29 protein-coding genes and 1 pseudogene are annotated in these 25,316 nt (G+C 53.6%); 22 read left to right on the top strand and 8 right to left on the bottom strand.

All coding sequences use genetic code 11. From position 1 onward, the window contains the following. Positions 1-62: 62 nt before the first annotated feature. Together EXW94_RS26975 and EXW94_RS26970 are read right to left on the bottom strand one after the other, a co-directional pair. Positions 63-308, bottom strand: coding sequence for a hypothetical protein (locus EXW94_RS26975; RefSeq protein WP_174341563.1), 246 nt, complete (start codon positions 306-308; stop codon positions 63-65). Positions 309-383: 75 nt separating this feature from the next. Next, on the bottom strand, positions 384-1,019 hold the full coding sequence (locus tag EXW94_RS26970; protein ID WP_174341562.1) for an inovirus Gp2 family protein: 636 nt from the start codon (positions 1,017-1,019) through the stop codon (positions 384-386). A gap of 98 nt (positions 1,020-1,117) precedes the next feature. Here EXW94_RS26970 and EXW94_RS26965 point away from each other — a divergent pair, with 98 nt between their 5' ends. Further along, positions 1,118-1,324, top strand: coding sequence for a hypothetical protein (locus EXW94_RS26965; RefSeq protein WP_174341561.1), 207 nt, complete (start codon positions 1,118-1,120; stop codon positions 1,322-1,324). 961 nt (positions 1,325-2,285) lie between these two features. Here EXW94_RS26965 and EXW94_RS26960 read toward each other — a convergent pair. Continuing rightward, positions 2,286-2,501, bottom strand: a complete 216-nt coding sequence (locus EXW94_RS26960) for an AlpA family transcriptional regulator (protein ID WP_174341560.1) — start codon at positions 2,499-2,501, stop codon at positions 2,286-2,288. A 1,015-nt stretch (positions 2,502-3,516) separates the two neighbouring features. On the opposite strand from EXW94_RS26960, the gene EXW94_RS26955 reads away from it, so the two are divergent. Next, entirely contained in the window at positions 3,517-4,434 is a 918-nt protein-coding gene (locus EXW94_RS26955; RefSeq protein ID WP_174341559.1) for a hypothetical protein, read from the top strand. Between the two features lie 345 nt (positions 4,435-4,779). On the opposite strand, the gene EXW94_RS26950 is transcribed toward EXW94_RS26955, so the two are convergent. Then, on the bottom strand, positions 4,780-5,415 hold the full coding sequence (locus EXW94_RS26950; protein ID WP_174341558.1) for a hypothetical protein: 636 nt from the start codon (positions 5,413-5,415) through the stop codon (positions 4,780-4,782). A 966-nt stretch (positions 5,416-6,381) separates the two neighbouring features. On the opposite strand from EXW94_RS26950, the gene EXW94_RS26945 reads away from it, so the two are divergent. From EXW94_RS26945 to EXW94_RS26870, 16 genes are all read left to right on the top strand, one after another. Beyond that, positions 6,382-7,113, top strand: coding sequence for a YafY family protein (locus EXW94_RS26945; protein ID WP_174341557.1), 732 nt, complete (start codon positions 6,382-6,384; stop codon positions 7,111-7,113). Then, positions 7,110-8,189 carry a glycosyltransferase family 4 protein gene (locus tag EXW94_RS26940; RefSeq protein ID WP_174341556.1) on the top strand — a complete coding sequence of 360 codons (1,080 nt, stop codon included), beginning with the start codon at positions 7,110-7,112 and terminating at the stop codon, positions 8,187-8,189. Before EXW94_RS26945 ends, EXW94_RS26940 begins: the two co-directional genes overlap by 4 nt. Before the next feature lie 185 nt (positions 8,190-8,374). Continuing rightward, positions 8,375-9,019: a hypothetical protein gene (locus EXW94_RS26935; RefSeq protein WP_254797908.1), complete on the top strand. Its 645-nt coding sequence runs from the start codon at positions 8,375-8,377 to the stop codon at positions 9,017-9,019. Positions 9,020-9,147: 128 nt separating this feature from the next. Then, positions 9,148-9,966 (top strand): DUF932 domain-containing protein, encoded by an 819-nt coding sequence (locus EXW94_RS26930; RefSeq protein ID WP_174341555.1) that lies wholly within the window; start codon positions 9,148-9,150, stop codon positions 9,964-9,966. After that, positions 9,966-10,220 carry a hypothetical protein gene (locus EXW94_RS26925; protein ID WP_174339955.1) on the top strand — a complete coding sequence of 85 codons (255 nt, stop codon included), beginning with the start codon at positions 9,966-9,968 and terminating at the stop codon, positions 10,218-10,220. Before EXW94_RS26930 ends, EXW94_RS26925 begins: the two co-directional genes overlap by 1 nt. Before the next feature lie 16 nt (positions 10,221-10,236). Further along, positions 10,237-10,722 (top strand): antirestriction protein, encoded by a 486-nt coding sequence (locus EXW94_RS26920; protein ID WP_174341554.1) that lies wholly within the window; start codon positions 10,237-10,239, stop codon positions 10,720-10,722. Between the two features lie 11 nt (positions 10,723-10,733). Further along, a complete protein-coding gene (radC, locus tag EXW94_RS26915; protein WP_174341553.1) occupies positions 10,734-11,213 on the top strand; it encodes a DNA repair protein RadC in 480 nt (159 codons plus the stop codon). A gap of 14 nt (positions 11,214-11,227) precedes the next feature. Then, the gene (locus EXW94_RS26910) at positions 11,228-11,449 is read left to right on the top strand and encodes a DUF987 domain-containing protein (protein ID WP_048961313.1); all 222 of its coding nucleotides are present in this window, start codon (positions 11,228-11,230) and stop codon (positions 11,447-11,449) included. 23 nt (positions 11,450-11,472) lie between these two features. Beyond that, positions 11,473-11,841, top strand: coding sequence for a type IV toxin-antitoxin system YeeU family antitoxin (locus EXW94_RS26905; protein ID WP_217436580.1), 369 nt, complete (start codon positions 11,473-11,475; stop codon positions 11,839-11,841). A 5-nt stretch (positions 11,842-11,846) separates the two neighbouring features. Beyond that, positions 11,847-12,077: a hypothetical protein gene (locus EXW94_RS26900; RefSeq protein WP_174341552.1), complete on the top strand. Its 231-nt coding sequence runs from the start codon at positions 11,847-11,849 to the stop codon at positions 12,075-12,077. Between the two features lie 57 nt (positions 12,078-12,134). After that, entirely contained in the window at positions 12,135-12,512 is a 378-nt protein-coding gene (locus EXW94_RS26895) for a TA system toxin CbtA family protein (protein ID WP_174341551.1), read from the top strand. Further along, positions 12,509-13,000, top strand: a complete 492-nt coding sequence (locus EXW94_RS26890) for a DUF5983 family protein (protein ID WP_174341550.1) — start codon at positions 12,509-12,511, stop codon at positions 12,998-13,000. The genes EXW94_RS26895 and EXW94_RS26890 overlap by 4 nt, the downstream gene beginning before the upstream one ends. A 29-nt stretch (positions 13,001-13,029) precedes the next feature. Then, on the top strand, positions 13,030-13,230 hold the full coding sequence (locus EXW94_RS26885) for a DUF957 domain-containing protein (protein WP_174341549.1): 201 nt from the start codon (positions 13,030-13,032) through the stop codon (positions 13,228-13,230). A gap of 68 nt (positions 13,231-13,298) precedes the next feature. Then, the gene (locus EXW94_RS26880) at positions 13,299-14,147 is read left to right on the top strand and encodes a DUF4942 domain-containing protein (RefSeq protein WP_174341548.1); all 849 of its coding nucleotides are present in this window, start codon (positions 13,299-13,301) and stop codon (positions 14,145-14,147) included. Between the two features lie 89 nt (positions 14,148-14,236). Continuing rightward, a complete protein-coding gene (locus EXW94_RS26875) occupies positions 14,237-14,500 on the top strand; it encodes a type II toxin-antitoxin system ParD family antitoxin (RefSeq protein ID WP_174341547.1) in 264 nt (87 codons plus the stop codon). Continuing rightward, positions 14,497-14,793 carry a type II toxin-antitoxin system RelE/ParE family toxin gene (locus EXW94_RS26870; protein ID WP_174341546.1) on the top strand — a complete coding sequence of 99 codons (297 nt, stop codon included), beginning with the start codon at positions 14,497-14,499 and terminating at the stop codon, positions 14,791-14,793. Before EXW94_RS26875 ends, EXW94_RS26870 begins: the two co-directional genes overlap by 4 nt. 420 nt (positions 14,794-15,213) lie before the next feature. Here the strand turns inward: EXW94_RS26870 and EXW94_RS26865 are convergent. The 3 genes and pseudogenes from EXW94_RS26865 to EXW94_RS26855 all read right to left on the bottom strand — a co-directional run. Continuing rightward, positions 15,214-15,504, bottom strand: a pseudogene (locus tag EXW94_RS26865) (GNAT family N-acetyltransferase); the annotation flags it as partial. 64 nt (positions 15,505-15,568) lie between these two features. Continuing rightward, positions 15,569-17,347 (bottom strand): hybrid sensor histidine kinase/response regulator, encoded by a 1,779-nt coding sequence (locus tag EXW94_RS26860; RefSeq protein WP_174341545.1) that lies wholly within the window; start codon positions 17,345-17,347, stop codon positions 15,569-15,571. Then, entirely contained in the window at positions 17,344-17,976 is a 633-nt protein-coding gene (locus tag EXW94_RS26855; RefSeq protein WP_010435529.1) for a response regulator transcription factor, read from the bottom strand. Before EXW94_RS26855 ends, EXW94_RS26860 begins: the two co-directional genes overlap by 4 nt. Before the next feature lie 175 nt (positions 17,977-18,151). Here EXW94_RS26855 and EXW94_RS26850 point away from each other — a divergent pair, with 175 nt between their 5' ends. Together EXW94_RS26850 and EXW94_RS26845 are read left to right on the top strand one after the other, a co-directional pair. After that, positions 18,152-18,466 (top strand): lipoprotein, encoded by a 315-nt coding sequence (locus EXW94_RS26850; RefSeq protein ID WP_010435531.1) that lies wholly within the window; start codon positions 18,152-18,154, stop codon positions 18,464-18,466. 114 nt (positions 18,467-18,580) lie between these two features. Further along, on the top strand, positions 18,581-21,613 hold the full coding sequence (locus tag EXW94_RS26845; protein WP_174341544.1) for an autotransporter domain-containing protein: 3,033 nt from the start codon (positions 18,581-18,583) through the stop codon (positions 21,611-21,613). A gap of 61 nt (positions 21,614-21,674) precedes the next feature. On the opposite strand, the gene EXW94_RS26840 is transcribed toward EXW94_RS26845, so the two are convergent. After that, entirely contained in the window at positions 21,675-22,202 is a 528-nt protein-coding gene (locus EXW94_RS26840; RefSeq protein ID WP_174341586.1) for a helix-turn-helix domain-containing protein, read from the bottom strand. A gap of 278 nt (positions 22,203-22,480) precedes the next feature. Between EXW94_RS26840 and EXW94_RS26835 the strand changes: the two genes are divergently transcribed. Both EXW94_RS26835 and pgaA read left to right on the top strand, forming a co-directional pair. Continuing rightward, positions 22,481-22,618 carry a hypothetical protein gene (locus EXW94_RS26835; RefSeq protein ID WP_174341543.1) on the top strand — a complete coding sequence of 46 codons (138 nt, stop codon included), beginning with the start codon at positions 22,481-22,483 and terminating at the stop codon, positions 22,616-22,618. A 256-nt stretch (positions 22,619-22,874) separates the two neighbouring features. Then, positions 22,875-25,313 carry a poly-beta-1,6 N-acetyl-D-glucosamine export porin PgaA gene (gene pgaA / locus EXW94_RS26830; RefSeq protein ID WP_174341542.1) on the top strand — a complete coding sequence of 813 codons (2,439 nt, stop codon included), beginning with the start codon at positions 22,875-22,877 and terminating at the stop codon, positions 25,311-25,313. Positions 25,314-25,316 lie beyond the last annotated feature (3 nt).

Genomic DNA, 25,316 nt, shown 5'->3' with positions numbered 1-25,316 from the left:
TCGGGTGACGTTCTGATGAGCAGGGTCACGGTCGCGGCGGTTCGCTGGCGTGGCGCATCACGTCAGGTGTTGCGTTTTGTAGGTTCTCCTTTCGGCGGGCGCGGGATGTAAGGGCAGGTGGTGAGGCCCCGTTCCGTCAGCTCAGGGACGATATGCAGAAAATGCGCCTGCACCTCGTCGGTGGCGGGCACGATTTCCATCGGGCAGTCGCAGTGGACGCACCAGAATTTCCAGGGCGCTCTCATGCCTTCCGCTGATACCAGGTATCCGAATTCGATAACGGCATGCGGCACCGGTTTTTGTTCCATATGCTCATTCCTCAGGGTTAACGCAGTCCGGACAGCTGAGCCGCTGTCCAGAATATGGTGCACCGCGGTAAAAACTTACCGCTGGCTTGCTCCTATTGACCGGGCCGCCGGGCTGTACGCCTTGCTTCGCTCTTTGGCAAGGTAGCTGGCACGAAACATGAACCTCCTGTAATTCGCAGGAAAACCGGAACACCCGGTGTCGAGCACGGTGCTCGCCCTGTCAGGAAAATGCACCAGAGCCCGGTGTTCATCGTGTCCCTTCAGGTTCAGCGCGCTTAACCAGGCATCCTGAATGAGGGTGCGCAGGCTCGATTTTGCAGGATCGAATGCCCCCAGCAGCCAGAAGAGATCTTTGTTGAAGAACAGCACAAGGTGGTAATGGGAGTGGACGGCGCTGTCGATTTCTTTGATCCAGACATAACGCGGCGTACAGCGGTGGGCCTGCCTGCCCTGTTTGTTAAGCCGGTGCCGGTAATGACTGATTTTGCTTTTCAGGGACGCGGTAAACCGGCTTAGCGGACATCCGGATAAATTTGGTAAGCATGTGAGCGCGTCGTCGCTGAACCATCGCGGCGAGAAGTGTAAATCCACCCGCACGGCTAATGTCCGGGGGTGATCATCCAGCGCGAGGCGGGTCACCCTGTGCAGTATGTCAAGGTAATCGGCATTCAGCGGTCCCTGAGTGCGATCGTATAAATCCGGTTCAAACATGGTGAAGCTCCTTTATGGCAATACGGATGCGCAGACGCACGTCGGGAGCACGCCGCGCAGGGGGAAAATGAACGGGATGGAGTAGCAAAAGGTTAAAAATGCGAGCCGCCAGTACGACGGCGTTACGCGGGAAAGGTGCCCCCGGATCATCACCGCGTCTGACAGGCCCCACGCTGCCCTGGCCTCCCGCGGAAGGGATCGACATGGCGTTGACGCACCAGCTGCAACAGAACCCCGTTAACAGCCATCAGCGCTTCCCTCACCCCGCTGATACGATGGCGAACACAAGCGATGCCCGGCGCTGACACCAGGAACCGATAAGGGTTTTACCGCTGCCAGGAACATGTCCGGCGTCGCGATGAACCGCCTTATGCCGGATAATCAAACACCTCGTGCAGGATCGGAGCCGAACGGAGAGGAAACGAATACGCCTGCGGGACTTAACGGAGCAGGAATACCCTCGTGGTGGCAGGACAACCGGGTGAATCTTTACGCTCACCTACAGCCATTTCGACGGCGATCCCTGAATGGATACCCCTGAGGTTAATAACGTCTGCAGCGGGTCATCTGAAGCCTGATGACCTCCCTCCTGGCGGTTAAACGTCTTCGGATGAACAGCGAGCGGTTCGCTCCTGACGTAATTGCACCAGACGAAATCGCTCTGATCCCCCCGGAAGAGGTACCTGATAATAATCACAGCGGAGAGAAACCTGTCTGAGCGTTAATAAATTCGGATGCGTTTTACCCCGGACAGGGTTCACTGAAAGCCGTACCCTTCCACGCGTAACAATACCCGTTGAAATGACGGTTGCACCTGACGGAAGTACTAATCAAAATAAGATTTAAGTGAAGTGATTTTACTTAAAGCACTCATAACCGCACGTGTAGTACTTGTGTTAGTCGTAATGGAATTAGCGTAATAGCAATTCGCAATGCAACCTGTAGTAACACTGATAAAATACCCATCAGAATGATGATCAATCCTGACGGTAATAACAAGATTTCTGATGAGAACCACCTGATGATAAATACTTACCTGACGGAATTCTTCATGACAGTAATACTCTTTAAGCTGGCTGTAGCAAGGTAGTATTAAGCTTGCTGGAACAGGCAATGGTAATAACAGGTAAAGGTAATAATACTATTACCGACATTAGCCACCACCGGATCGCGGTCTGAAATCACAGCGTGGATGGTGTATTTCTGCTGTTTTTAGCCGAATAGTTACTCTCGAGTTAGCCTCACTCAAAAATAAAGTCACCCTCCTCAGCTTGCCTCTTTTCGTGAGGCCGCTATCCGCTCAGCCAGCCAGGCTTCAACCTCGCTTTTCAGCCACCGGGAGCTGCGCCCCAGCTTAACTGGCTTCGGGAATTTGCCCTCGCTTATCAGCCTGTAGAACCATTTGTCGGTCATGCCGGTGCAGGTGGTTATGAAAGTCATATCAACAAGCGTATCGTTCAGTAAAGCGGGTGTGTCGTTCATGGGATTGCTCCTGGATTAAGTCTGGCGATGTGCCACAGGAGACGATGCCGGTTGCCACAGGATGAGGAACGGCCATCGTTCTCATACCATGTGCATGACCTTAAAAAAATACATCTGTCGTATGTATACACTGAGGATGTCATAAGCCTGAAAGGGTTTATCGCTTTACATCAGGATGGCCGCTCTGTCGGCATTCCTGTTCTTCAAACCAGTCAACGCATCATGAGGAATACTGAATTCGAGGTTTCCTTTCGAGCCCCTGCAACATAAGCCTCTCGTGTTGTCACGGTCATCATTTTGACGACTCTCCGTATTCCGCTCTATTCGATCACGGATTGGCCCCGCGATCGGAGATGCATGCCAAACCGTGATCGATTCAGATGCCATTTTGCAACAACTCTCCCCAACGTACGGCATCCACCTTCACCTTGACGTGTAGATTACCTGTCCATTCCAGCGATTTCCGGCATCGACGTTACACGCAATTTTTCTGTTTTATTAACGCGGCTCATGAATCCACAACCATCAGGGCTACTACGTTCAGAAAGGTTTCCACAGATTGACTATCAGGCCACAGGACATTCTGAGTGAATGTGCGGACAGAGGCACAGGACCAGCCCCCCCTCGAGTCGCGCGTTTTGTTGTTCTTACACGCCAATAGCGATCGCTGAGAAGAGGTCGATTTGAGAATGGAGCTGATAACTGCAATGTTGTTGCCAGCCCCCACCGACCCCTCCTGTTTTTTCTGAAAGGCAATAAATCAGCCCGGCCTGGAAGTGCTGAGCTCTCGATGGCAGCAACAGAGTCGCTTACGTACCTGATAGCTGCATTTTGTGGGGAAAAATAAATTCACATGCACTGTTTATGTTCGAAACAGTATTTTGACAAATTCTTTTTTCATTCTACATAAGCTGTTTTTTTATTGTTTCTTGATTCATTTTTAATTTGCTGAAGAAAGAAAAATCGTGCATTATGTGAGCGATAAATTTTTCATTATCGGTGAAAGGAGGTTTATGTGAGTGAAAATGACAATCATTACCATGAGGAGGGTTTTAAAGGTGGTTCAATTACCCAAAAATTAATAATCGACGAGTTTGCTGGATGGGGCGAACATCGGGGCATGGAACAGGACGTTCCCGTATCATCAGACAGCTACGAAAAATATTCAGAAGAAATGAAGGAATTCTTCAGAGAACATAAACTGCTACCGGCAGAGCTCAAGTGGTTAAAGGGGGTGCAAAATGAACGTGCTATTTTCTGGGCATGGCGATATTTGAGAGGCTTGCCTTATCAAGGCAAGTCTCACTTTTTGTCTATTGACAATGAACATCATACAGGATGGGGGGAGAAACTAACAGGCGATACTATTTTGTACGAATTTTTTCTACTTCCCTTACAACCTTGCAGCACGGCAGAAAGAAGCAAGGCAGTTATTTGTTTTTTTAATATCCTTCAAAAACTGGGCAACTCATCCTCGAGCAGACGTTTACTTGAAGATATCCGTTCCATCTGGATTAACAGAGTGCGTCCTGTAAGAAAAATAGAGTGGTTGAAAAATAAAAATGAATCAGAACTTTATGAAATACGTGATCACATTTTAAAAAAATACCCAGATTCCTCCCTTCAATTTTTCAAACCGCTAGATAAAAATGAACTCAGATTGGCTATTATCTGCTCTATTGATTTAATATCTCACTTTCACGATGGACGGGATATTTACATTAAAGAGGAAATCTTTAATGAGTTAAGAATAAATGCAATGCAAAATAAACGCAGAAGAGCAATAGCTGAGGGTAATAATAAGGCAGGAATCAATGCCGAGATATCCAAAACCGCTAAGGATGCTTTGGTAAAAATGGCAAGAGCGAAAGATCTCAGGATTAATAAATTTCTTGAGCTGATTATAATGGAGGAGTACTCAAAAACTAAATAAACAAAAAATAATGAGCAAGGGTTTACGTTGAAAAAACCCTTATTTTTCTGCGTTCATCAGAAGATATAATGTATCGTTCATAAACATCGTTAATAAATTTCACCATGATGGGCACGCGATCATTGCCAGCGTTATCCAGATGTCTTTTTGCATACACCTCCCGTCCGTCATGCTGTATGTTTTTGTATTTTACAATGTAAGTGTTATGTGAGAATGAAAAAAATATGTTCTCGTCATTATCTTGATATACCAGACCAAAAAACAAAACGTTAGCAAGTCGTTCAAGAAAAGCATCGTCCTGACGGTGTTTTGTGATGACATCTTTAATCCTCTGCGGAAGATTATTCAACCGAACACTCTCAAATAAAAAAGAGAAAATACTGTAGGTGAATTTTTTAATATTCTGGCAGCAACTGCAGGGTATATGTCGATGCTATCTGTAGAATCAGAGTACACAATCAGACTCTCAAGCTTAGCATGAAGTATTTTCTTATCTTTACATGAGCTAAGCATGGTTTTGTACAGACTGCCAGTCAAACCACTTTTAGTTCTCTTCCTTTCTTTACCCCCCTGGTATTCTGGTTTATTTTGCATGAAGGCATCAGCTTTGCGTCTGATATTTTTAGGCACAATAATTAAGTTATAGGGCCACGGTTTTATATCGCCTTTCATAGTTGTGATCTCGAGAGTAAACGAGGGTGGAAAGATTTTTTTCATCTTAAAAATCGCTGAAAATAGCGAGTACAGATGCTTCACGCTATCAAAGTTAAAAGTATGATTATTCGAGATTATTTTCTTTGTTACACCTGAACTTGTTTTCTTCAGCTCAGGAAATAGCTCAGGTACGCACGTACGGCCACTTCGTTTCAGCATCTCCTGAGTGTTAAGCCATGCCCGGCTACCCTTGACAATCTTAAGCTTCTCATCACTATGATAGTTGATGAAAGCCTGTTGACGAAGGCTGATTTTGTGTTCATTCATGCTGGTCGATACTCCTCCGGTTCAAATGCTATCATGCAGATATTATTTCTATGACAAAGCGGTTAAACGCATAACGAATTATTTTCCAAACCGGCATCCAAACCAGCCTCAGGACAATCTGCTGCCCACCACATTTTTCTGGTAAAACATACATCGCGCAACAGTGGCAGGCATCACACGTAAACAGCCAAATGAACAGACAGCACGCATCTTTTATCACGCCATTATCACAGTTTTCAACCTCTGCCGGTGCGTTGCTGGCTTAAACCTTCTTTAGGCTCCATTGCGCCCCAGCTGACGACGTCGCCATGACGAGGGGCAAAATGACATACGGGAACCCTGTCCCCATAACCGGATTGACTCACCGCGGGCTCTTACGCGCCACGCACTTTTTCCTGTGAGTCGTTTACCTGCGTCTCATTTTCGTCTCAGCAATGGCGCACAGCCTGCGCGTGGCTCAGCATCAGCTCAGTAACGACTCAAATAATGCGTATTTTTATCGACGACAATTCCACAAGCATCATGGGGCTGTGGACGCAACAGAATCGACACACACGTCTTCATGACAGGGGCTGGTACTTTACCGATAGCCGATAACCGTTACCACCATGTCCCCCCCACGTTTAACAGCACAGGCTTCCCGCAGCCCCGCCTGATTCCAGAAAATCTCACGCCCATATTACTCATGTGAAGAGCAGGAAGGACCGCTTCCGGCATCGCTGTCACAGGAGTTCCCCGAACGATACATTTCTCCGTTTTTCACTGATTTTCAGCACACCCATCCATTAGCCGACAGTAAGTGTCGCGATTATCGCCACGTACACCGGCATCACAGATTACAGCCTTATCTTTCAGCGCATTACCTCACGCCGACGCCATGCGGGTCACCGGTCTTCAGCGACAAACCCTGACGGGACTACCCGGCATAATGCGCGCGTTAAGGAGCCATTCAGTCACGGAGACACCATGTTTAACGAAACCGATCCCCGACACGATCGGCTTGCCGTTCGTCTGTCGGTCATTATCAGCCGCCTGATGGCCGGAGAATCACTCAGCATTAAATCCCTCGCCGCGGAGTTTGGCGTGTCTGAGCGCACGCTGCAGCGGGATTTTCTCCAGCGCCTCGCCCATCTGGATATCACTGCCGACCGGGGCTGCTACCGGCTGCGCGGCGAACAGCAGCCCGACCGTTCACCGGCCGCGCAGTCCTTTATCCGCAACACGGGGATAGAGCACATTATCCCGGCAAAAGACAATTCGCTTCTGCATATCCTCTCTGACGAGTCCTCGGCCTCTCCCTGCCTAATCTGGCACGCGCCGCTTAACGCGCATGCGGCCCTGCCGGAGTTCTTCAGCCGTCTGGTGAGGGCCATCAGCCAGCAGGTGAGCATCGTCATTATGGTGGACGGCAGGCGTCACGACGGGCTTGAGCCTTACCGGCTTATCCACTTCCGAACGGAGTGGTATCTGGTGGCCTGCCGTCAGGGGAGCCTGCGCGTCTTTGCCCTGACGGGCATCAGCAGCGTCACCCTCAGCGGCCGGCGATTCACCCGTCGCGAGGACATCTGCTATTTCACGGCGGGCGAGCGTTTTATTTCTGCCCTGCCGCATTTTCCGCTTATCAGTGACGTACTGCGCACGTTTGAGACAGGACGTTGCCCGCCGGGAGCGGAGGCTCCCCTTCAGGACGTAAAATGAACATCCTTTATACCAATTTTCATCGCGGGTCTGGCGGCGGCCATGATACCTATATCACCTCCCTGGTCGCCCGCAGCCCGCACAGCGTATTTGTGGCCTGCCCGCCCACCTCATCCCTTTACCGGACGCTGGAGCAGCAGCGCTTCAGCAACCTGTTTCCCCTTAGCTTTCCCGGAAAGCTGAAAGAGCTGCCGGCGGTTATCCGCAACGTCAGGGCACTGAGTCGCCTCATTGACGGGTACGAGATTGACATCGTGCACACCAACGGTTCACCCGATAACCGGCTGGTGCTCTATGCCAGAATGCTCTGCACCCGAAAATTTCGCACCGTACTGACGAAGCACAACTCCTTTCCGGTCAGCGGACGGGTATCACGCTGGCGCTTCCTCAGGGCCAATGATGCCGTGATTCTGGTCAGCCACTCCGTCACGCAGACCCTGGGTTTTCCCGTCAGCGCCCCGGGGGTTCACGTCATCAGGAACGGCGTTGATACCCGGTGGTGGCAGCCACCGGATGAGACTGACGCGCCTGTATCTGACAGGCTGAGGCTGGTGAGCATTGCCGGCACAGCACCCTACAAGGGCTGGCACTATTTACTCCGGGCGCTGGCCCTGCTGCCCCCCGCTGTCAGGGCGCGCTTTTCCGTCACCATTGCGGGACACACGCCCCCGGACGAGAGGCTGCGACGCCTCTGCGGCGGCCTGCCCGTGGAGGTAACCTTTACCGGATTTTTGTCCGACCCGCGCCCCCTGCTGGCGAAGTCGGATATCGGATTTGTGCTGTCGGATGCGGTTGAAACAATCAGCTTTGCCTGCCGGGAAATGATGGCGGCCGGCCTGCCGGTCATCGTGAGTGATTTTGGCGGTCTGCCTGAAAACATCACCGCAGGGACCGACGGCTGGATTGTTCCGGCGGGAGACGAGCGCGCGCTGGCAGCGTTACTGACGTGCATAAGCCGCATGCACGCCCGAGATATCGCGGAAATGAAGCGCAGCGCCCGCCGAAAGGCCGTGGAAGAGTTCGACATCAGCCAGATGGTCGGGGCCACGAACCAGGTTTACGCCTCACTGACCTGAGCCCGCCTCCGCCGTCGCTGACGCGCACGGCGTCTTCGCCCCCCTACCCCGTCAGAAGCAGAAAATACCCGCCCGGACCTCCGCCAGGATGTCCGGGCCGTCGTCTTATGCCCCTGAAGGGCACCACCGGCCGGTTCCGCGTCACAGCGGAGCCGGCTTTCTTTTATCCTACACACGGAGGTTTTATGTACCATGACGCCCCACCCGACGAATACGATACCCGCCACGACGATGCGCTCAGCGAACCGTCCCCCGACACGCCACGAGGCCTGCAGGCCGTTATGGGCTGGCTCTATGACCGCGCCGTCAGCGGCATCGCCGGCATTGAGTCTGCCGCCACCCTCGCTGAGCGCTACCTTGACGACGCCGGCGGCGATGCAGCCCTTGCCGCCCGCAACATGATTCGCTGGGAGAGCATCAAGGCCGGCAGCAGCGGCTTTCTCTCCGGCGCAGGCGGCCTGGCCGCCCTTCCGCTCACCCTGCCCCTCAATATCACCAGCGTGCTCTTTATCCAGACCCGGCTGGTTGCCGCCCTCGCCTGCCTCGGCGGACACCGCCTCTCCGACGAGCGTATCCGCGCCCTCTGCGGGCTCTGCCTGTGCGGCAACGCCGCAAAAGCCCTGCTCCAGGACATGGTAATGAAGATGGCGGAGCAGTGGACGCCCGTCCTGACCTGCCGGGTTGCGGAGAAAACCCTGGTGCTCATGCTCGCCCGCACCGGGATGAGCACCGGCGGCCAGCTGGTGCGCCTGCTCCCGCTGGCGGGCGGGGGTGGTCAGCGGCACCGTGGATGCGGTCTCCACCCGCACCATCGGCCACCTGGCCTTTGACACCTTCCTGCACACGCCGGCCCCCGGGCAGCCGTAAGCCCGGCCGTCATATCCTTACGCTTTAAAACCGGGACCGTCCTCTGCGGGGGACGGCCCGCTCTCTCATGCCAGTAATAAGGAGTCCACAGATGCGCTTAGCCAGCCGTTTTGGTCACATTAACCAGATACGCCGTGACCGTCCGTTAACCCGCGAAGAGCTGATGCACCACGTCCCCAGCGTCTTCGGAGAGGACAAACATGCTTCCAGAAGTGAAAAATATACGTTTATTCCCACCATCACCCTGCTGGAGAACCTGCAGCGCGAAGGGTTTCAGCCGTTCTTTGCCTGTCAGTCACGCGTTCGCGATCCGGACCGCCGGGAGCACACAAAGCATATGCTCCGTCTGCGTCGCACCGGTCAGATAAACGGTCAGCAGGTGCCGGAAATCATCATCCTCAATTCGCACGGTGGCGAATCCAGTTTTCAGCTGTTACCGGGAATATTCCGAAGCGTCTGCACGAATTCGCTCGTCTGCGGACAGTCGTTTGGCGAAATCAGAGTTCCGCACCGGGGTAACGTGGTGGAGAAAGTCATTGAAGGCGCTTATGAAGTACTGGGGATATTTGACAAGGTGGAAGAAAAACGTGGTGCCATGGAGTCGCTTTTACTCCCGCACCCGGCACAGCAGGCGTTTGCCAGAGCGGCACTGACGTACCGTTTTGGCGAAGAACATCAGCCGGTGACCGCCGCGCAGATACTGACGCCCCGCAGGTATGAAGACCGTCAGGACGACCTGTGGTCAGTTTTCAATCGTTGCCAGGAGAACCTGCTGAAAGGTGGTCTGCCAGGACGTACTGCCAAAGGCAAACGCAGCCATACCCGCGCGGTCAGAGGCATAGACGGCGACGTTAAGCTCAACCGGGCGCTCTGGGTAATGGCAGAAGAACTGCAGCAGGCGCTGAGCTGATGCCACCGCTGCCTGATAACGCCCGCCAGGCCCCCCTTAATCCGACCGCTCTGGAAAACAATCCCTGCAGCCGCTCCATCTCCGATGACGACCTGTGCGCCTGGTGCTCACACCTGCTTTATCGTCCCGGTGAACTCAGTCTCTGCCGCTTAAGCCTCCCGGAGGGTCACTGGCCGTCACGCTGTGATGAGGACGGCTATGCGCAGTCCTGCCCGTCACTCCGGCTTAACCAGCATCCCCAACCCGATAAATAAACAAGGAAAAACTACCATGACCGACATTATTAACCTTAACGATACCCTCCCGTTACAGTCACAACCTGCCGGTGCCGGCCCTGAACCAGAGCTGACCGCCACTCTCGTACAGGACGAACAGCGCATCGGCTTCTGGCCGCAGCACTTCGGCAGCATCCCGCAGTGGATAATCCTTGAGCCAGCTGTCTTCGCATGGATGGACCGCCTCTGTGCAGACTACAGCGGCGGCATCTGGAATTTTTACACGCTGAGCAACGGTGGTGCATTTATGTCCCCGGAAGCTGACGACGACAGCAGTGAGCCCTGGTCGCTCTTCAACGCGATGAACGGCAACGACGCAGAGATGAGCGCCGAAGCCGCAGGCATTGCCGTCTGCCTCATGGCCTACAGCCATCATGCCTGCCGCACCGGCAGCAAGGCCATGACCGCGCACTATTACCGCCTGAGGGACTACGCCCTGACCCGCCCTGAACGCAGCGCCATTATGCACATCATTGACTGAGGTATGCCGCCATGGAACAACAGTTACCGCTGTTTGCCCGTGAATTACCCCCTGCCGGCCAGCTGACGGTCAGGGAAGCCTTAACCATGCTGGAGGGGCAGCTCCGTGAACCCGGCGAGTCATTTACGTCCAGCAATGCCGTGCGCGACTGGCTGCGCCTGCATCTCGCCGCGCAGGAGAGAGAGTCGCTGATGGTGCTGTGGCTGGACAACCAGCACCGCCTCATCGCCTGCGATACGCTGTTTCTCGGCACCATCAACAGCATCACCGTCCATCCACGGGAGGTCGTGAAGGCTGGGCTTCACCACAACGCTGCCGCCGCGATACTCGCGCACAATCATCCGTCCGGAGAGGCTGAGCCCAGTCAGGCCGACAGACGAATAACAGAACGCCTGAAACAGGCCCTGGAGCTGGTCGGTATTCGCCTGCTGGACCACCTGGTGGTGGGGGGCATGGAAATCGTTTCGTTTTCTGAGCGCGGCTGGCTTTAAAGAAAAAAACAGCGATGAAGATTATCAGCAAACGCCAGGCGATGGCGATATACCGCCAGCACCCGCAGTCCCGGCTGTTTCGCTTCTGTAGCGGAAAGTACAAATGGAGCGGCAGCGTCTGCCACTATGCAGGCCGGGAGGTACAGGATATTAGCGGCGTGCTCGCGGTCTTCGCGGAGCGCCGACAGGACCGCAACGGCCCGTATGTCGTATTGCGCAGCGTTACCCTGAATTAACTTAACTTTAAGGAGAACCCACTTTGTCGAATCAAGCACCGGCAGCCCCCCACGACATCAGCGAACCCTGGTGGGGTCTGCAACGCAGCGTGACCCCGTGCCTGGGCGCACGGCTGGTGCAGGAGGGCAATCGTATGCATTACCTGGCAGACCGGGTCAGTATTACCGGGACGTTCAGCGACGCTGACTTACGCCATCTGGACCAGGTATTTCCGCTGCTGTTGAAGCAACTTGAACTGATGCTCACCAGCGGTGAGCTCAGTCCCCGTCATCAGCACAGCGTTACGCTTTATGCAAAAGGTCTGACCTGTGAGGCTGACTCCCTCGGTTCGCACGGGTACATCTATATAGCGATTTACCCAACACCACCTGTAGCACAATCCGGAGGCTAATCGCCATGCCGCACGCCTGTAAAATCAGCGAGGTCATTGAACTGCTGCAACAGCATCAGCACGACGGGGTCGTCCTGTGTTCACTCTGGTACGAAGACGATGTACGCGATGTGGATGACGCTGTTACCACAGAAGAGGCCAGAGCGGCATTACGCCATGCTGCCAGCCATCACGACGCAGAACAGGGCATTAACTGGTTCACACTGGAAGCCGCGCTGGAAGCCATCCGGCAGTAACGTACCGCGTTAAATCCCTCCGCCATTCCTTTCATTTATTTAACAGAGATAACTTTAATGAGGATTTTACCTGTATCCCGAAACCGGGAGGCATCGTCACGCCTGTCACCTGTAGAAATCTGGCAGCAACTTCTTACGTATCTGCTGGAAAGACATTACGGCCTTTCGCTTAACGACACACAGTTTGGCAACGACGGTGTCATTCAGCAGCATATCGACGCCGGGGTTTCACTGGCAGATGCGCTCAATTTTCATGTTGAAAAATCTGAGCTGGTACGAATTGATCGCCCCGGCTTCTCCATTCAGCATCAGTCCCCTTTTATCGGGGTAATTGATATTCTCCGGGCCAGAAAGGCCACCGGCCTGATGCAACGTACCGGCTATAAAGCCGTGACTTGCACCATCAGTGGACGCTCTTCCGGGAGGCAGCAATGAAACTGCCCCTCACAGTGGAAGCCGATACCGTCAACGTTATGGCCCTCAACCTGGGCCGGATCGCTGTTGATATCGACGGTATTGAACTGGCTGACCTGATCAATGCGGTCTCTGATAAGGGTTACTCGCTTCGTATTGCTGATGCCCCTGGCAAGCTGATTGTTGAAGATCCGCTTCCATTTGTTGCTCGCGTTAACGGCATCCAGTGTAGCACCGCGCATATCACCGAAGCCGACAACACCCTGCTGTACAAACTGGCGCACCAGCATGAAGATTTTGGTGAATCAGAGTGGATCCTGTATACCGGCGCTGGTTATCTGCTCCACCTGGGCGCATGGTCATTTCCGGTCTTACGCCTCAAACGCCCCGGATTGTCAAAGGCATGCCGCCGGTTAGTCATAACGCTTATGCGTCGCTACTCCGCTGGCATTGTTCATCTTGATGCCTGCGGCGAAGCGCTGCCAGGCTTTACCACCTTTGACTGGTAACCCGACATCAGTCACAACAGGGAGTTCTGATGCCAGAATTAACCACCGAGGCCGCTCTCAACATTCTGATTGAGTGGCTGCAGGACAACATCGATTGCGGTACGGGGATCATCTTCGACAATGGCGAAGACAACACCGATTCCGCCAGGCTTTTACCCTGGATCGAACAGGCGCGAAACGACGTACGCGATCTGCGCCATCTCCGGCTTCTGCAGAGCGCCCGCGCCTGAACGTGACAGACGCCATAAGCGCCAGCCCTTACCGGCTGGCGTTTTTGTTTATATATAAGGAAGACACAATGTCAGACATGATCCACACTGAACCTGAAGTATTAACCGGGCACACCGGTGTGATTTGCTCCACCAGCATCGAACGCATTGTCACCGGGCGTCACGCTGCACTGGCGCAGATTAAAGCGCTCATTCAGCAACTCGACGATATCTCAGCACTGACAGCCAGTATCGGCGGCGGCAGAGCGAATGAGTGGGCAGTACGCCAGTACCGTTACGACTGCTGGCTGATGGAGAAAACAGAATCAGCGATGAAAGCCATCACCCGCAATCTCGATCGCAGCCTCTGGCGCGACCTGATGCAACGCTCAGGTATGCTGGCGCTCATGGACGCTCAGGCGCGTGACCAGTGGTACAGCAGCCTGGAGAAGGACGATATTCCCGCTGTCTGTGAAGAAAATATCCTCAGCACATTTAAACAATTGCACCAGAGCAAAGGCGAGGTGTTTGAGCGCGGGGTGATTAACGTGTTTAAGGGGCTGAGCTGGGATTACAAGTCGAATAACCCCTGTAAGTTCGGCAAAAAGATCATCGTGAACGGACTGGTGAAACACGATCGGTGGGGATTCGGGCTCAACTGGGGCTGGCAACGCGATCGGTTAGCAGATCTGGAGCGTATGCTGATGATTCTTGATGGAAAGCCGGTTCCCGACAACCGGGCCGACGTGACCCGTCGGTTAGGCGATCATATCCATGAGAACAGGCACAGCAACCGCTATGAAGATGAGATGTTTGTGATTACGTATTTTCAGAAGGGCACTGCGCACATCGTATTCAGACGAGCGGATCTGACTGAGAAGCTGAACGACATCATTGCAAGGCACTATCCCGGCATGCTGCCGGAAAGCCAAACATGAGATAACCGTTAAATACCAGCAAGTGCACTTGAGTCAGAGCAATATAATAACTATTATTAACAGATAGTCAAAAAGCAGGAGATTGAATCATGCCAACAACTGTCGCCCTTACTCCGTATTTCGAAGAGTTTATTCGTGAACAAATCCAAAGCGGACGTTACAACAACACCAGCGAGGTGATCCGCGCAGGGCTTAGGGCTCTCGAAGAGAGAGAACAACAAACGATGATTGAGTCGCTTCAGCATGCAATAATCGCTGGCATTAACAGTGGTGAGAGTCATAATGCAGAAGAAGTCTTCGGTCGTCTGACCAGAAAATACAAAATGATGGCATCAGGGACCCAGAAAAAATGAAACTGGGTATATCGCCACTGGCGGAGCACGACCTTGAATCGATTGGCGACTGGATAGCACAGGATAATCCTTTACGGGCGATCAGCTTTACCGAAGAGCTGTACCAACAGTGCCTGTTGATCGCTGAAGCCCCGTCACACTACAGAGAAAGGCCAGAACTGGCTACAGGTATAAGATGTTGTACTTACGGGCGCTATCTTGTCCTTTTCAGGGTACTGGATACAGAGGTCCGTATTGAAAGGGTGATGCATGGTTCGCGTGATATAAGCAAGGCACTGTCAGAACCTTACTAAGTGGAGAAAGTAGTCTTTAACCAGAACCTGGTCTGTAATGGTAAAAATCACTATACTTTCCATCTGCTTCGATTCCGTCATTCAGCACATCGAGCAAAGCCATCCTGGAAGCTAATGACGGGATGAGTTTAGTAGCAGGATATGCAGACAGGAATCAAATTTGAGATGGGGGCCTCAAAGGGGGCCTCTCATTTAAAAAACACAGAAAAAATCTTTAATATCAAGGCGATTGAACCTGTAGTTTCATTCCGAGTCCGGGCACCACTATTTAAAAAAACCAGCCTTAGGGCTGGTTTTTTGCTTTCTGGGGCAGGTCAATACAAATATTCCAGTATTTCATCACCCCGATACAGCATCCCTCTTCCGCGAGTATTTTTATCTAAGTACATTAGTTAAAGCGGAAGGGTAGAAATATAATTGCTAAATACTCTTCACCAAATCCCCCAGCGTCACCATCAACATCATCGGGTCCATCGGTGATGGCTCAAACCCCACCCGCAGATAAAATTCCCGCGCTTCATCCGACAGGGCATGAACCAACATTCCGCGGATGCCGATGGTCTCCGCCACCTGGATCACCCGCAGCCCGGCGTCGCGTAACAGCGCCCGACCAACGCCCAGCCCATGAAGCGACTGATCTACCGCCAGGCGTCCCAGCACCACAACAGGGATGGGATCGGACATATTGCGACGAAAGCGGCCGGAATTGGTAAGTAACTGAAAGTTCCCGATCCCGGGCACCAAATCAAGACTTCTACACGCCCTTTTATCCACGTCATCCCGACCACTGCGTCAGCAGCGCATACAATTTAGCGGGCTCCAGAGGCTTACGCAGCACCAGGTACCCTTCCTGTTCTGCCTCCAGCAGAACCGGTGAATTAAATTCGCCGCTGACTATCGCGCCGCTCATATCCGGCAGACGTTCAAAAAGCGCTTTAAGAACGTCGAAGCCGCTTTCGCCGGATCGCAGGCGCTGGTCGCACAGCACGGCGAACGGCTTAAAGCCCTCGTCGATTATGGCGAACGCTTCTTCAGCGGAGGCCGCGCAGCGCACGTTGATTCCCCATACGCTCATCAGGCTCTCCCAGGCAGACGTCACCAGCGGGTCGTCATCGACGACCAGGCAGGAACCGTGCAGCGGTGCATAGCGTACCGGCGTGGCGGTGCTATCACAGGCGGGTGGAGTGTCCAGCGTGATGTCTTCGCCAGCATATTGAGTGAAGCGCATCCAGAAGCGTGAGCCTTTACCCTCAATGGATTGCATCCCGTACTTCACCTTCATCAGCTTGGCACAACGGGCCACTACGGCCAGTCCCAGCCCGTGTCCGGCGCTGTCTATCTTCCATGCCAGCTCAGGGCGATAGTAAGGTGAGAAGATTTTACCTTTCTCGTCATCGGCGATACCGACACCCGTATCCCACACCTCTACCATACACTCCTCACCGCGTGGTCGGATGGCGACCAGTACGCCCCCCTGTAGCGTGTAGCGAAGGGCGTTTTGAATCAGGTTAATCAGGGATTGTCGCACCAGCAGCGGATCGCCTGTCACGTAGATGCGGCGTTTGGGTCGACGGGTAGACAGCCGCAGGGCACGGCTGTTGGCCTCTTCGCGAAACAGCGTGATCACCGAGTCAAGCAGAGCGCCGATATCCACTTTGGTCGGGGCAGAAAGGACATTCCCGGATTCAATTTTGCTGAGATCGAGCAGAGAGTTGAGCATTAAATGTACCGAACGAACGCTCTGCTGCAGGTCAAGGAGTTGCGGCGTCAGGCTATCGTCCCGGTTTCGGTGGAGAATGGCTTCGATGAGAAAACCCATGGCGTGCACGGGCTGGCGCAAATCGTGGCTGGCGGTTGTCAGAAACTGATTTTTATCCAGCAGGGCCTGCTCCGCGTCCTCTTTGGCCTGACGAAACTGTTCCGCCAGGCGCGAGCTTTTTTCCTCAAGAAGCGCTTGCTGTATAAAGAACGCGTGTGACGTTAATGCATGGCGGTAAATCGCGAAGCCGTAAAGCAGATTCAGCATGAGCACGATGAACATCAACTCATCCAGCCGCCAGATAATGCCGAGGTTCAGCACCCCCCAGGAGGCGAAGAAAAAGCGCGTAAAGGTGCTGATAACCGGCGTCAGATGTGTCGCATTGGCGGCGACGATAGCGGCGATGCTGATATTAAGGAGCAGGAAAAAGTCAAAGTTCTGCGTCTGCGGGGTAATTAAATAGAGTGATGAAATGCCCAGCCCGTGAATAAAGGCGATATTATTAATACGCGGAAGCCAGCGTCGCAGCACGTCCTTTTCAATATTGTCTTTCGCTTCGCGCTGATAGCGTCGATGCAATATTCGTATCGCCACTGCACATAGCAGATAAATGGTTATCCAGGTAATCGTTGGGCCAAGGTCATCCCCAAGCATATAAATCCAGATGGCGAAAGGGATCCCGACAAAGGGCACTGCGCTAAAGCTAAACACCAGCCGCAGAAAGGTGTTGTTTAGCAAACGGATCTGCGCCGGAGGAGAGATACCCTCGTTCTGTAAGCTCTGGAAAAACCTCATTCCGACGGTTCCTGCTTGCCATGCAGAAGCGTGATGGCCTCTACCCTGCTGTTAACACCTATCTTTTTCAATATATTGCTGATGTGTTCTTTGACCGTGGGCTCAGAAATTGAAAGCTGCGCGGCGATTCTTTTATTTGGCAGGCCACGCATAATCATATTTAATACATCTATTTGCCGCGGCGTTAAGTTAAATTTACTTAACTTCTCATTATTCGACTGAACGGAAATTTCGCTTCCATCAGGGAACCACGTCAAATTATTAGTGAGTGCGAAAACGGCCTGTGAGAACATTTCAGGCGGTTCGCTTTTCAATACAAAACCGTGCCCCCCGGCGGCATGAACTTTCCGCCAGAGATCATTATTGTCATCCCCGCTGACCACCAGGAGTCGTATCTGTGGGTAAAGTTGTTTCACTTCTTTGAGTAATTTCAACGCCGTTCCGGACGAGAGCCAAAAATCGATTACCAGCAAACGTGGTGGGCCATTATCCCTAATTTGACGGTAGCAATCGTCTTCATTCGTCACCACATACGCCTGCTTAAATTGGCAATGTGTAATCAGATAATTGGCGATGCCGCTAGCTACCAATGGATGGTCATCAACGACCAACGCATAATTCTGTCCCAAAGGGTCCTCCTTTAACCTTCGCATATCTGAGAGTACAGATGAATTATTATCTACCCACCCTACTTTAGGAGGGTTTTTTCGATTAGGAAAGGGAAATATATTATTCGCTGATTTGAGTAAATGAAAACATAAATACAATCAGTGAAATTAACTGATTGGATATCAAGGATAATTTATGAAAAAACCTCTCGTCTTTTTAACCGTTACGTTGATGCTAACCGGTTGTTCCACGCTGAAAACCGATCAGGCTATTCCACTCCTGCAGGCGGAGACCGCTAAAATGCTGGGGCTGGGCTCATCAGATGAAATAACCGTGACCAATGTTAATGGCGCCCAGCCGGACGCACTGGGTGGACAAAAGCTGTCTTATCGCGCCACGACGGAAAAAGGGCGTATTTTCGATTGCTCATCAATGATGATGCCGGGGATTTTAGGATCCGCACCGACACTCAGCGCGCCAACCTGTACCCCTGTCGTCACTCATAAATAATTAACTTCAAATCAAAAGGCGTACATAAATAACGCCTTTTATATTTTCTGACGTATCTGAGTTTTCATAAAAACGATTTTCCAGACATCACGCTAATGAGTACGGAGATAGCCCGTGAATAACTCTACATCGCATGCTTTAGCGGTTAAGACGCCGCTTTCCAGACTTTACCTCGCTCTATTTTCCGCGCCGCTGTTACTGCTTTCACCTGCCGATTTCGCACATGCAGCCGATGCAATTTTTGATGGCGACGCGCGTATTACCGAAACGCTGGGTTACACCGGAGATGTTTACGTTGGACGTAATCAACGCGGAAACCTGCTGATCGATAATGGCAAAATCACCGCCTATAACATCAATATCGGTCGACTGTTCGACGGCCAAATTTATGAAAGCGTGGTCACGGTTCGTGGGCCAAACGCTGAGCTTAACGCGGTGAACGATCGGTACGTCCTGCGCGGTGACCTTAATCTTGGCCTCGGCACCCTGCGTGTCGAAGAGGGCGCGCTGGCGAGCGCGAAGGAGATCGTTGTCGGCACCACCCGCGGCTACGACAGCCACCTTATCGCCACGGGTGCGGGTTCTCGCGTGACCAGTAATTTTCTCAGCGTAGGCACCGATCTGGGAGCACGCTCCACGCTGGCGATTGAAGACGGCGCGGCGCTCAGCACCGCCTACGATGCGCGCATCGGCAACGGTACCGGGCCGGGTGAAACCGACACGCTGAGCCCGAAAGCCACCGTCACGGGGAGCGGCTCACAGTGGAATGTTGGCCGTACATTGACGCTTTATGGCGATCTGGACGTGCTGAACGGTGGAACGGTTAACGTTGGCGGCGCGCAGGTGGCGGGCGTCTCCGGGGCGGGTAAAACCGCCGAGCTGGTTATTGCGGGCAAAGACTCACGCTTTACCAGCGGTAGCAGCGTGAGCGTGGGCGATTATGGCAATGGCGTGCTGTCTGTGATTGACGGCGGTTCATTTTCCGCTGGTAGCAATACGCTGATCGTGGGGACTTCGGGTTCCGGTTCGAACCGGGGTGCACTCATCATCGGCAGCCGCGGCAATATGGACACCGGCACGGGTTTAACTGAGCCAACGCTTGGCACAGCGGGTGGCGCGGGTACTCTCGATGCGAATACGGCAATCAGCCTGCGTGGCGGGCTGTTCGGCAGCTATGTCTACTTCAACCATACCGACGGAAATTACGTCTTCAGCAACACGATGAGCGGTGAAGGTGAGGTGATCAATACCTCCGGGCAGACAACGCTTAACGGCGATCTTTCAGCCCTGCAGGCGAACGTGACCGCGCGCGGTGGCAAAGTCATCATTGCCAGCAATATCAACACCCAGCCAGAAGACGATATTTTTGATATTCAGACCCTTAGCGCCGAGAACGGCGGAACGTTGATCCTCAACGCGACGGCGGGATCCGACGTTAGCAACGGGCTGGGCTACAGCAGCGCCGCGTCAATCAAAGCCGGCGGTACGCTGGGGGGGAACGGCACGCTGGGCCAGACAGAGATCCTGTCCGGCGGGCATATCTCGCCCGGTGACGGCAATATCGGTACGTTGACGCTGAAACGCTATCTGAACTTTGTCGGCGAATCCTTCTATGATGTTGATATTGCCGGAGATGGCCGTAGCGACCAACTGCTGGTATCGGGCAAAACGACCATCAGCGATCAGGCTCAGGTACAGGTCACCGCGCTGGATCCGCAAACCAGCTACAAAACGGGTCAAAGCTATCGCATTTTAACCTCCGACGGGGGAATTGACGGTCAGTTCGCGGGGGCGATGTCCAAATCCGCCTTCCTGGACGTGGCGCTCAAGCAGAGCACCAACGCCGTCGATCTGACCATCGCGCAGAAAGAAACCGGCGGCGAGAATCCCGGGGGTGAAAACCCGGGCGGTGAAAACCCCGGAGGTGAAAACCCCGGAGGCGAAAATCCCGGAGGCGAAAATCCCGGAGGCGAAAACCCGGGCGGTGAGAATCCTGGCGGTGAAAACCCGGGCAGCGGCAAGCCGGGCATTTTCCAGACCGTGGCCAAAAGCAGCAACCAGTGGAATACCGCCGGTGCGCTCTCCACGCTGACGCAAAGCGGCCCGTCGCTGGCGCTGTACAACTCGCTGCTGGTGCTGAGCGCGCCGGAAGCGCGCGAGGCGTTCAACCAGCTGTCCGGTGAAGTTTATCCGTCAATGCAGTCCAACCTGATCGCGGGCAGCACGCAGGTGTTTAACGTGTTAAACCAGCGTATGCAGCGCGCATTTGATAACGACAGCCTGCCGATACCACCGTTAGCGATGTCGCTGGTGCAGCAGCCGGAGCCGCAAAATAACGGCGTCTGGGGTCAGACCTTCAGTTCATGGAGCCGAAACAACGGCGACGGTAACGTGGGCAAGCTGGATGGCAATACCACCGGCTTCCTGCTGGGGGCAGATCGCAAGCTGGCGGATCATAACGTGCGTGTCGGTGGCTACTTCGGCTACAGCCGCGGTGATTACGACGTCGATAGCCGTCGTTCCTCAACGGATACCGACAACTACCATCTTGGCCTGTATGCAGCGGGTCAACAGGATGCGTTCTCCCTGCGCGGCGCGCTGGGTTATACCTGGCACAAGATCGAAGGCGAGCGCACTGTTGATTTCAGCGGCTTCTCGGATCGTCTGAAGTCGGATTACGACGCCAACTCGCTGCTGGCGTTCACCGAAGCGGGCTACCGTTTCGGCCAGCCTGATATGAATATTGAGCCGTTCGTCAATTTATCGTACGTCCGACTGCATACCGACAGCTTCAGGGAAGACGGCGGTGCCGCCGCGCTGAGCGTACGTAACGAAACGATGAACACCTTCTATTCCACCCTCGGGGTGCGCGGTGTGACCGAGCTACCGAAGAACGTCAACCTCTACGGTTCGTTGGGCTGGCAGCACGCCTATGGCGATAAGAACACCTCTTCGCGCATGGCGTTTGCGGGCAGCAACACGTTCATTACTCAGGGTCAGGCCGTGGATGAGGACGTGATGGTGGGTGATATCGGCGTGAGCGTACAGCTGTCGCGAGCGGCGACGCTGGATGTGGGTTATCAGGGGCAATATGGTGCGGATACCCGCGTCAACTCGGTTAACGCGAATCTGCGCTGGTCGTTCTGAATCATTTCTATTAAAAGAACCCGCCCTTGTGGCGGGTTCTTGCTTTTGGGCACTCAGGAATTCAGGGATCGTTCCCACCTGCGTCCAGCAGTTTGTTTTTAAAGATAAACAAACACGCCTCGTTGAAGTTCTCCACTCCCAGGCGTTCCGAGAGCGTCGTTCGTTTACGATAGAGGCTTTTCACCGACGTATTCAGCTCCTCGGCAATGGCTTCCATCGACATCCCTGCCCTCAGCAACCGCAACATGATCGCTTCGTGCGTGCCCGGCCGTAAATTAAGTAGCCACCTCGTGGTCAGGCGTCTGCCCTTCATATTAAGAATCAGATTAAACAGTGAGGCCATATCCGGCGCGGTGAGCGACGTGTTCATAAATAACTTCATACTGAGCAGATTCTCCTCGCGGTGTCGCATATCAAGCATAACGCAGCAGATTGTTTTTTTCGTTCTGGCCGGATGGCGTATCAGGTAATCATATAAACGGAGCGGAGCACGACTATCAATCAACACAGAATATTCATCTGCACCGCTATCAAATATGTTTCTGTCAATCTTGTCGAGCAGGATAATATCCGGAAAAAAAATCCGCATCCCCCTCACAAGGTAGCGATCCTGAGTCACTAACACTATTGAAGTTGCCACTAACCATCCCTTTTAGATTAAAGCAAGAACGATCCCTCAGAAAGAAGGCCGCCTTCGTTTTATAGCGCTGTTATTTTAACGATAAATGTATTCTGGCTTTGGATATCCCTCAATACAGACATTGATGAGAAAGACTTCCTGTAGACTATCATTCAATGGCCGCCATTAATTATAAATAAAAAACAATCGCAGAAAAGTCACTTCTCTAAACATTAAGAATTTTTGTCATGAAACTTCCCAAATATGTACCAGAAAGTACTTTAATTGACACAGCAAAACCGCATAAAAAATATATAACAGGCTGTCACAATAAAAATAAAACAAATAAATTTCAACGAGTTACAAATAAACAATCAATTCAATAAAAACGTTAAAAACCGCTCGATACAGAATTATCTCAAAACGATAAACCCGCTTTTCAACATATTTACCAGGCAACATATCAGGTGTACATTAGCTTTCACCCAATCCCCTGAGATAAGGATCCATAATTACCTTTAGGTAAGTATCCCACAACATCACTGCATTTAGATTTAATGTTCTCATTTATGGCCTTTAACGCTGAGTTTAAAGGCGGCCGTGTTATGCAATGGATTCACGATAAACAAATGGCAAATAGATATGGAAAGATCGCTTCGCTTCAATACGTTATTCTTTTATCGCACCCCAACATTATTGTTCCTGTTATTCCTCTTTCCTGTTCTGGCTCAGGCGACTGAATCCGTTTATGAGCAACAGATTCAACAGGCGCGTAACGGTAATTACACGCCGTTTCTCGATTATCTTCAGCGTTATCAGCAGCAGCATGCCCTGACACCTGAACACGTTGCGGACTGGTTACAGGTGGCAGCCTGGGCGGGTCATGATGACGAGGTTATTCAGGTCTGGCAGCGTTACGGCATTTATATGCCGCTGCCTGCCCGCGGCGTTGCTGCCGTCGCGCAATCCAGGCGAAATCAAAAAGCGTGGCAGCCAGCCCTGGCGCTCTGGAAAGAGGCGCGTAGCCTTGCGCCGGATAACGACGATTATCGTATCGGCTATATAAAAACCCTGGCCGATGCCCGCATGGATACGCTTGCCCTGCAGGAAGCCCAACGGCTGGTGGCGGAAAATCCCTCTCAGGCGCATCTTCAGACGCTCTCCTATGTCTGGTTACGCCAGGGGAAAAGCTGGGATCGGCTTCTGGCAGATACGCGCGCGCTGAATATCGCACCTGAGAATAAAGCGCTCCTCAGCGAGCTGATCGACGCGCTTACGGATAACCGGGTGAATACCCCCGCGCTCCAGCTTTCACAAAGCGTGACGCTGTCTCCCGCGGAGCGTCGACGTCTTGAGCGTAATGCCGCCGCCGAACGGGTTCGCCTTGCCGATGTGCCAGGCAGAACAGAAAAGGAGCGCCTGCAGCTTGCGCAATCCGCGCTGAATCGTTACGACCCCCTGCTTGCTCGCTGGCAAAACGAGCCGCAGGCGGCGGAAGACGTCGTCCTTGCGCGTATCGACAGGCTTGGCGCGCTGTACGCCCATGCTGATTACCCAAAGGTGATAAGCGAATATCAGGATCTTACGGCAGCCCAGCATCCGGTGCCGGGCTGGGCAATTGGCTGGGTCATCTCCGCGTATCTGCAGGAGAAAAACGCGGCCGCCGCCTTCGCGCTTCTGCAACGCTATCCGCAATATGCTTCCGACCCGCAGGATGAGGAGCACGCGCTTTTTTACGCCTGGCTGGATACGGGAGAGTACGAGGCCGCCCGCCAGTACGTTGAGCGCCAGACCCGCGACGTCCCCTGGACCCGTTACGATTTTGGTTCCCCTACCCCTCAGCCGAACGATCGGTGGCTTACCGGGCAGTCGCTCCGTTTTAACTATTTGCTGGCGACGAATGCCCTGCCGGAAGCCGAAACGCTGGCGCACCGTCTGGCGACAACGGCGCCGGGCAATCAGGGGCTACAGATTGACTACGCCACCCTGCTTCAGGCGCGGGGTCTGCCACGCGCGGCCGAGCAAAAGCTGAAAACGGCGGAGGCGCTGGAGCCGTCCAATACAGAGCTAGAGCAACAGCAGGCCTACGTCGCGATGGACCTGCAGGCGTGGCGACAGATGGATTTACTGGCCGACGACGTGCTGGCTCGCGCACCCGCCGACCGCAGCGCCAGGCGTCTCGACAGGCTCCGAACGGTCCACCACATGTCCGAACTGCGCCTCAACGCGGGCAAGGGCTTGCACTCAGATAACCCCGTCAGCGGGACACACGACCTGAACTGGGACGCCACGCTCTATGGCCCACCCGTAGCGGATAGCTGGCGGCTGTTTGCAGGTGCCCGCTACGCGCAGAGTCATTTCGATGAGGGCAAAGGTGCCAGCCGTCACCTTTTGGGCGGCGTCGAATGGCGGCCACGCGACTTGCAGCTCGAGGCCGAACTCTCCAGCAACCGCTATCACGGTGAAAACAAGCCGGGCGCTCGCCTCTCAACGACGTACTTTGCGACCGATCGCTGGCAGGTCAGCGGCAGCCTTGAGCGCCTGTCGCGCACTACGCCCCTTCGGGCGTTACGCAACGGAATTAGCGCCAACCGGGGTGAAGGCGGGGTGCGCTGGTACCAAAACGAGCGGCGTGAGTACCAGTTCAGCGCCGCCCTCAGCCGCTTCTCCGATCATAACCGTCGCCAGGAATACACCCTCACGGGTAAGGAGCGTCTCTGGCAGACCCCGTCCCTGACGCTGGATCTCGAACCGGGGATCGCCGCCAGTAAAAACAGCCTGCGGGACACGCTCTATTACAACCCGGCGCGGGATCTGTCCGTGACGGCTGCCCTGGCCGTTGACCATGAGATGTATCGCCATTACGACACCCTCTGGAGCCAGCAGTTCGTGGCGGGAGGCGGCAGCTACTGGCAGAAAAATCAGTCCGCTGGCGCCATCGCCCTGCTGGGTTACGGGCAACGCGTTCAGTGGAACAACGTTATCGATACCGGCGTGATGCTGAACTGGGATAAGCGCCCTTACGACGGCAAACGCGAGAGCAACCTCTCCGTCACGTTTGACGCGACTTTACGCTTTTAAGGA

Source organism: Enterobacter sp. JMULE2, from assembly GCF_013337145.1.
GTDB classification, from domain to species: Bacteria; Pseudomonadota; Gammaproteobacteria; order Enterobacterales; family Enterobacteriaceae; genus Enterobacter; species Enterobacter mori.
Note: the sequence above shows the minus strand (reverse complement) of the source record. Positions and strands in the feature narration are given on the sequence as shown.

Excerpts from the sequence above, each read along its gene's own strand:
- EXW94_RS26975 (WP_174341563.1), bottom strand. The coding sequence starts at position 308 with ATGGAACAAAAACCGGTGCCGCATGCCGTTATCGAATTCGGATACCTG.
- EXW94_RS26970 (WP_174341562.1), bottom strand. The coding sequence starts at position 1,019 with ATGTTTGAACCGGATTTATACGATCGCACTCAGGGACCGCTGAATGCC.
- EXW94_RS26965 (WP_174341561.1), top strand. The coding sequence starts at position 1,118 with ATGCGAGCCGCCAGTACGACGGCGTTACGCGGGAAAGGTGCCCCCGGA.
- EXW94_RS26960 (WP_174341560.1), bottom strand. The coding sequence starts at position 2,501 with ATGAACGACACACCCGCTTTACTGAACGATACGCTTGTTGATATGACT.
- EXW94_RS26950 (WP_174341558.1), bottom strand. The coding sequence starts at position 5,415 with ATGAATGAACACAAAATCAGCCTTCGTCAACAGGCTTTCATCAACTAT.
- EXW94_RS26945 (WP_174341557.1), top strand. The coding sequence starts at position 6,382 with ATGTTTAACGAAACCGATCCCCGACACGATCGGCTTGCCGTTCGTCTG.
- EXW94_RS26940 (WP_174341556.1), top strand. The coding sequence starts at position 7,110 with ATGAACATCCTTTATACCAATTTTCATCGCGGGTCTGGCGGCGGCCAT.
- EXW94_RS26935 (WP_254797908.1), top strand. The coding sequence starts at position 8,375 with ATGTACCATGACGCCCCACCCGACGAATACGATACCCGCCACGACGAT.
- EXW94_RS26930 (WP_174341555.1), top strand. The coding sequence starts at position 9,148 with ATGCGCTTAGCCAGCCGTTTTGGTCACATTAACCAGATACGCCGTGAC.
- EXW94_RS26925 (WP_174339955.1), top strand. The coding sequence starts at position 9,966 with ATGCCACCGCTGCCTGATAACGCCCGCCAGGCCCCCCTTAATCCGACC.
- EXW94_RS26920 (WP_174341554.1), top strand. The coding sequence starts at position 10,237 with ATGACCGACATTATTAACCTTAACGATACCCTCCCGTTACAGTCACAA.
- radC (WP_174341553.1), top strand. The coding sequence starts at position 10,734 with ATGGAACAACAGTTACCGCTGTTTGCCCGTGAATTACCCCCTGCCGGC.
- EXW94_RS26910 (WP_048961313.1), top strand. The coding sequence starts at position 11,228 with ATGAAGATTATCAGCAAACGCCAGGCGATGGCGATATACCGCCAGCAC.
- EXW94_RS26900 (WP_174341552.1), top strand. The coding sequence starts at position 11,847 with ATGCCGCACGCCTGTAAAATCAGCGAGGTCATTGAACTGCTGCAACAG.
- EXW94_RS26895 (WP_174341551.1), top strand. The coding sequence starts at position 12,135 with ATGAGGATTTTACCTGTATCCCGAAACCGGGAGGCATCGTCACGCCTG.
- EXW94_RS26890 (WP_174341550.1), top strand. The coding sequence starts at position 12,509 with ATGAAACTGCCCCTCACAGTGGAAGCCGATACCGTCAACGTTATGGCC.
- EXW94_RS26885 (WP_174341549.1), top strand. The coding sequence starts at position 13,030 with ATGCCAGAATTAACCACCGAGGCCGCTCTCAACATTCTGATTGAGTGG.
- EXW94_RS26880 (WP_174341548.1), top strand. The coding sequence starts at position 13,299 with ATGTCAGACATGATCCACACTGAACCTGAAGTATTAACCGGGCACACC.
- EXW94_RS26875 (WP_174341547.1), top strand. The coding sequence starts at position 14,237 with ATGCCAACAACTGTCGCCCTTACTCCGTATTTCGAAGAGTTTATTCGT.
- EXW94_RS26870 (WP_174341546.1), top strand. The coding sequence starts at position 14,497 with ATGAAACTGGGTATATCGCCACTGGCGGAGCACGACCTTGAATCGATT.
- EXW94_RS26860 (WP_174341545.1), bottom strand. The coding sequence starts at position 17,347 with ATGAGGTTTTTCCAGAGCTTACAGAACGAGGGTATCTCTCCTCCGGCG.
- EXW94_RS26850 (WP_010435531.1), top strand. The coding sequence starts at position 18,152 with ATGAAAAAACCTCTCGTCTTTTTAACCGTTACGTTGATGCTAACCGGT.
- EXW94_RS26840 (WP_174341586.1), bottom strand. The coding sequence starts at position 22,202 with ATGCGGATTTTTTTTCCGGATATTATCCTGCTCGACAAGATTGACAGA.
- EXW94_RS26835 (WP_174341543.1), top strand. The coding sequence starts at position 22,481 with ATGAAACTTCCCAAATATGTACCAGAAAGTACTTTAATTGACACAGCA.
- pgaA (WP_174341542.1), top strand. The coding sequence starts at position 22,875 with ATGGAAAGATCGCTTCGCTTCAATACGTTATTCTTTTATCGCACCCCA.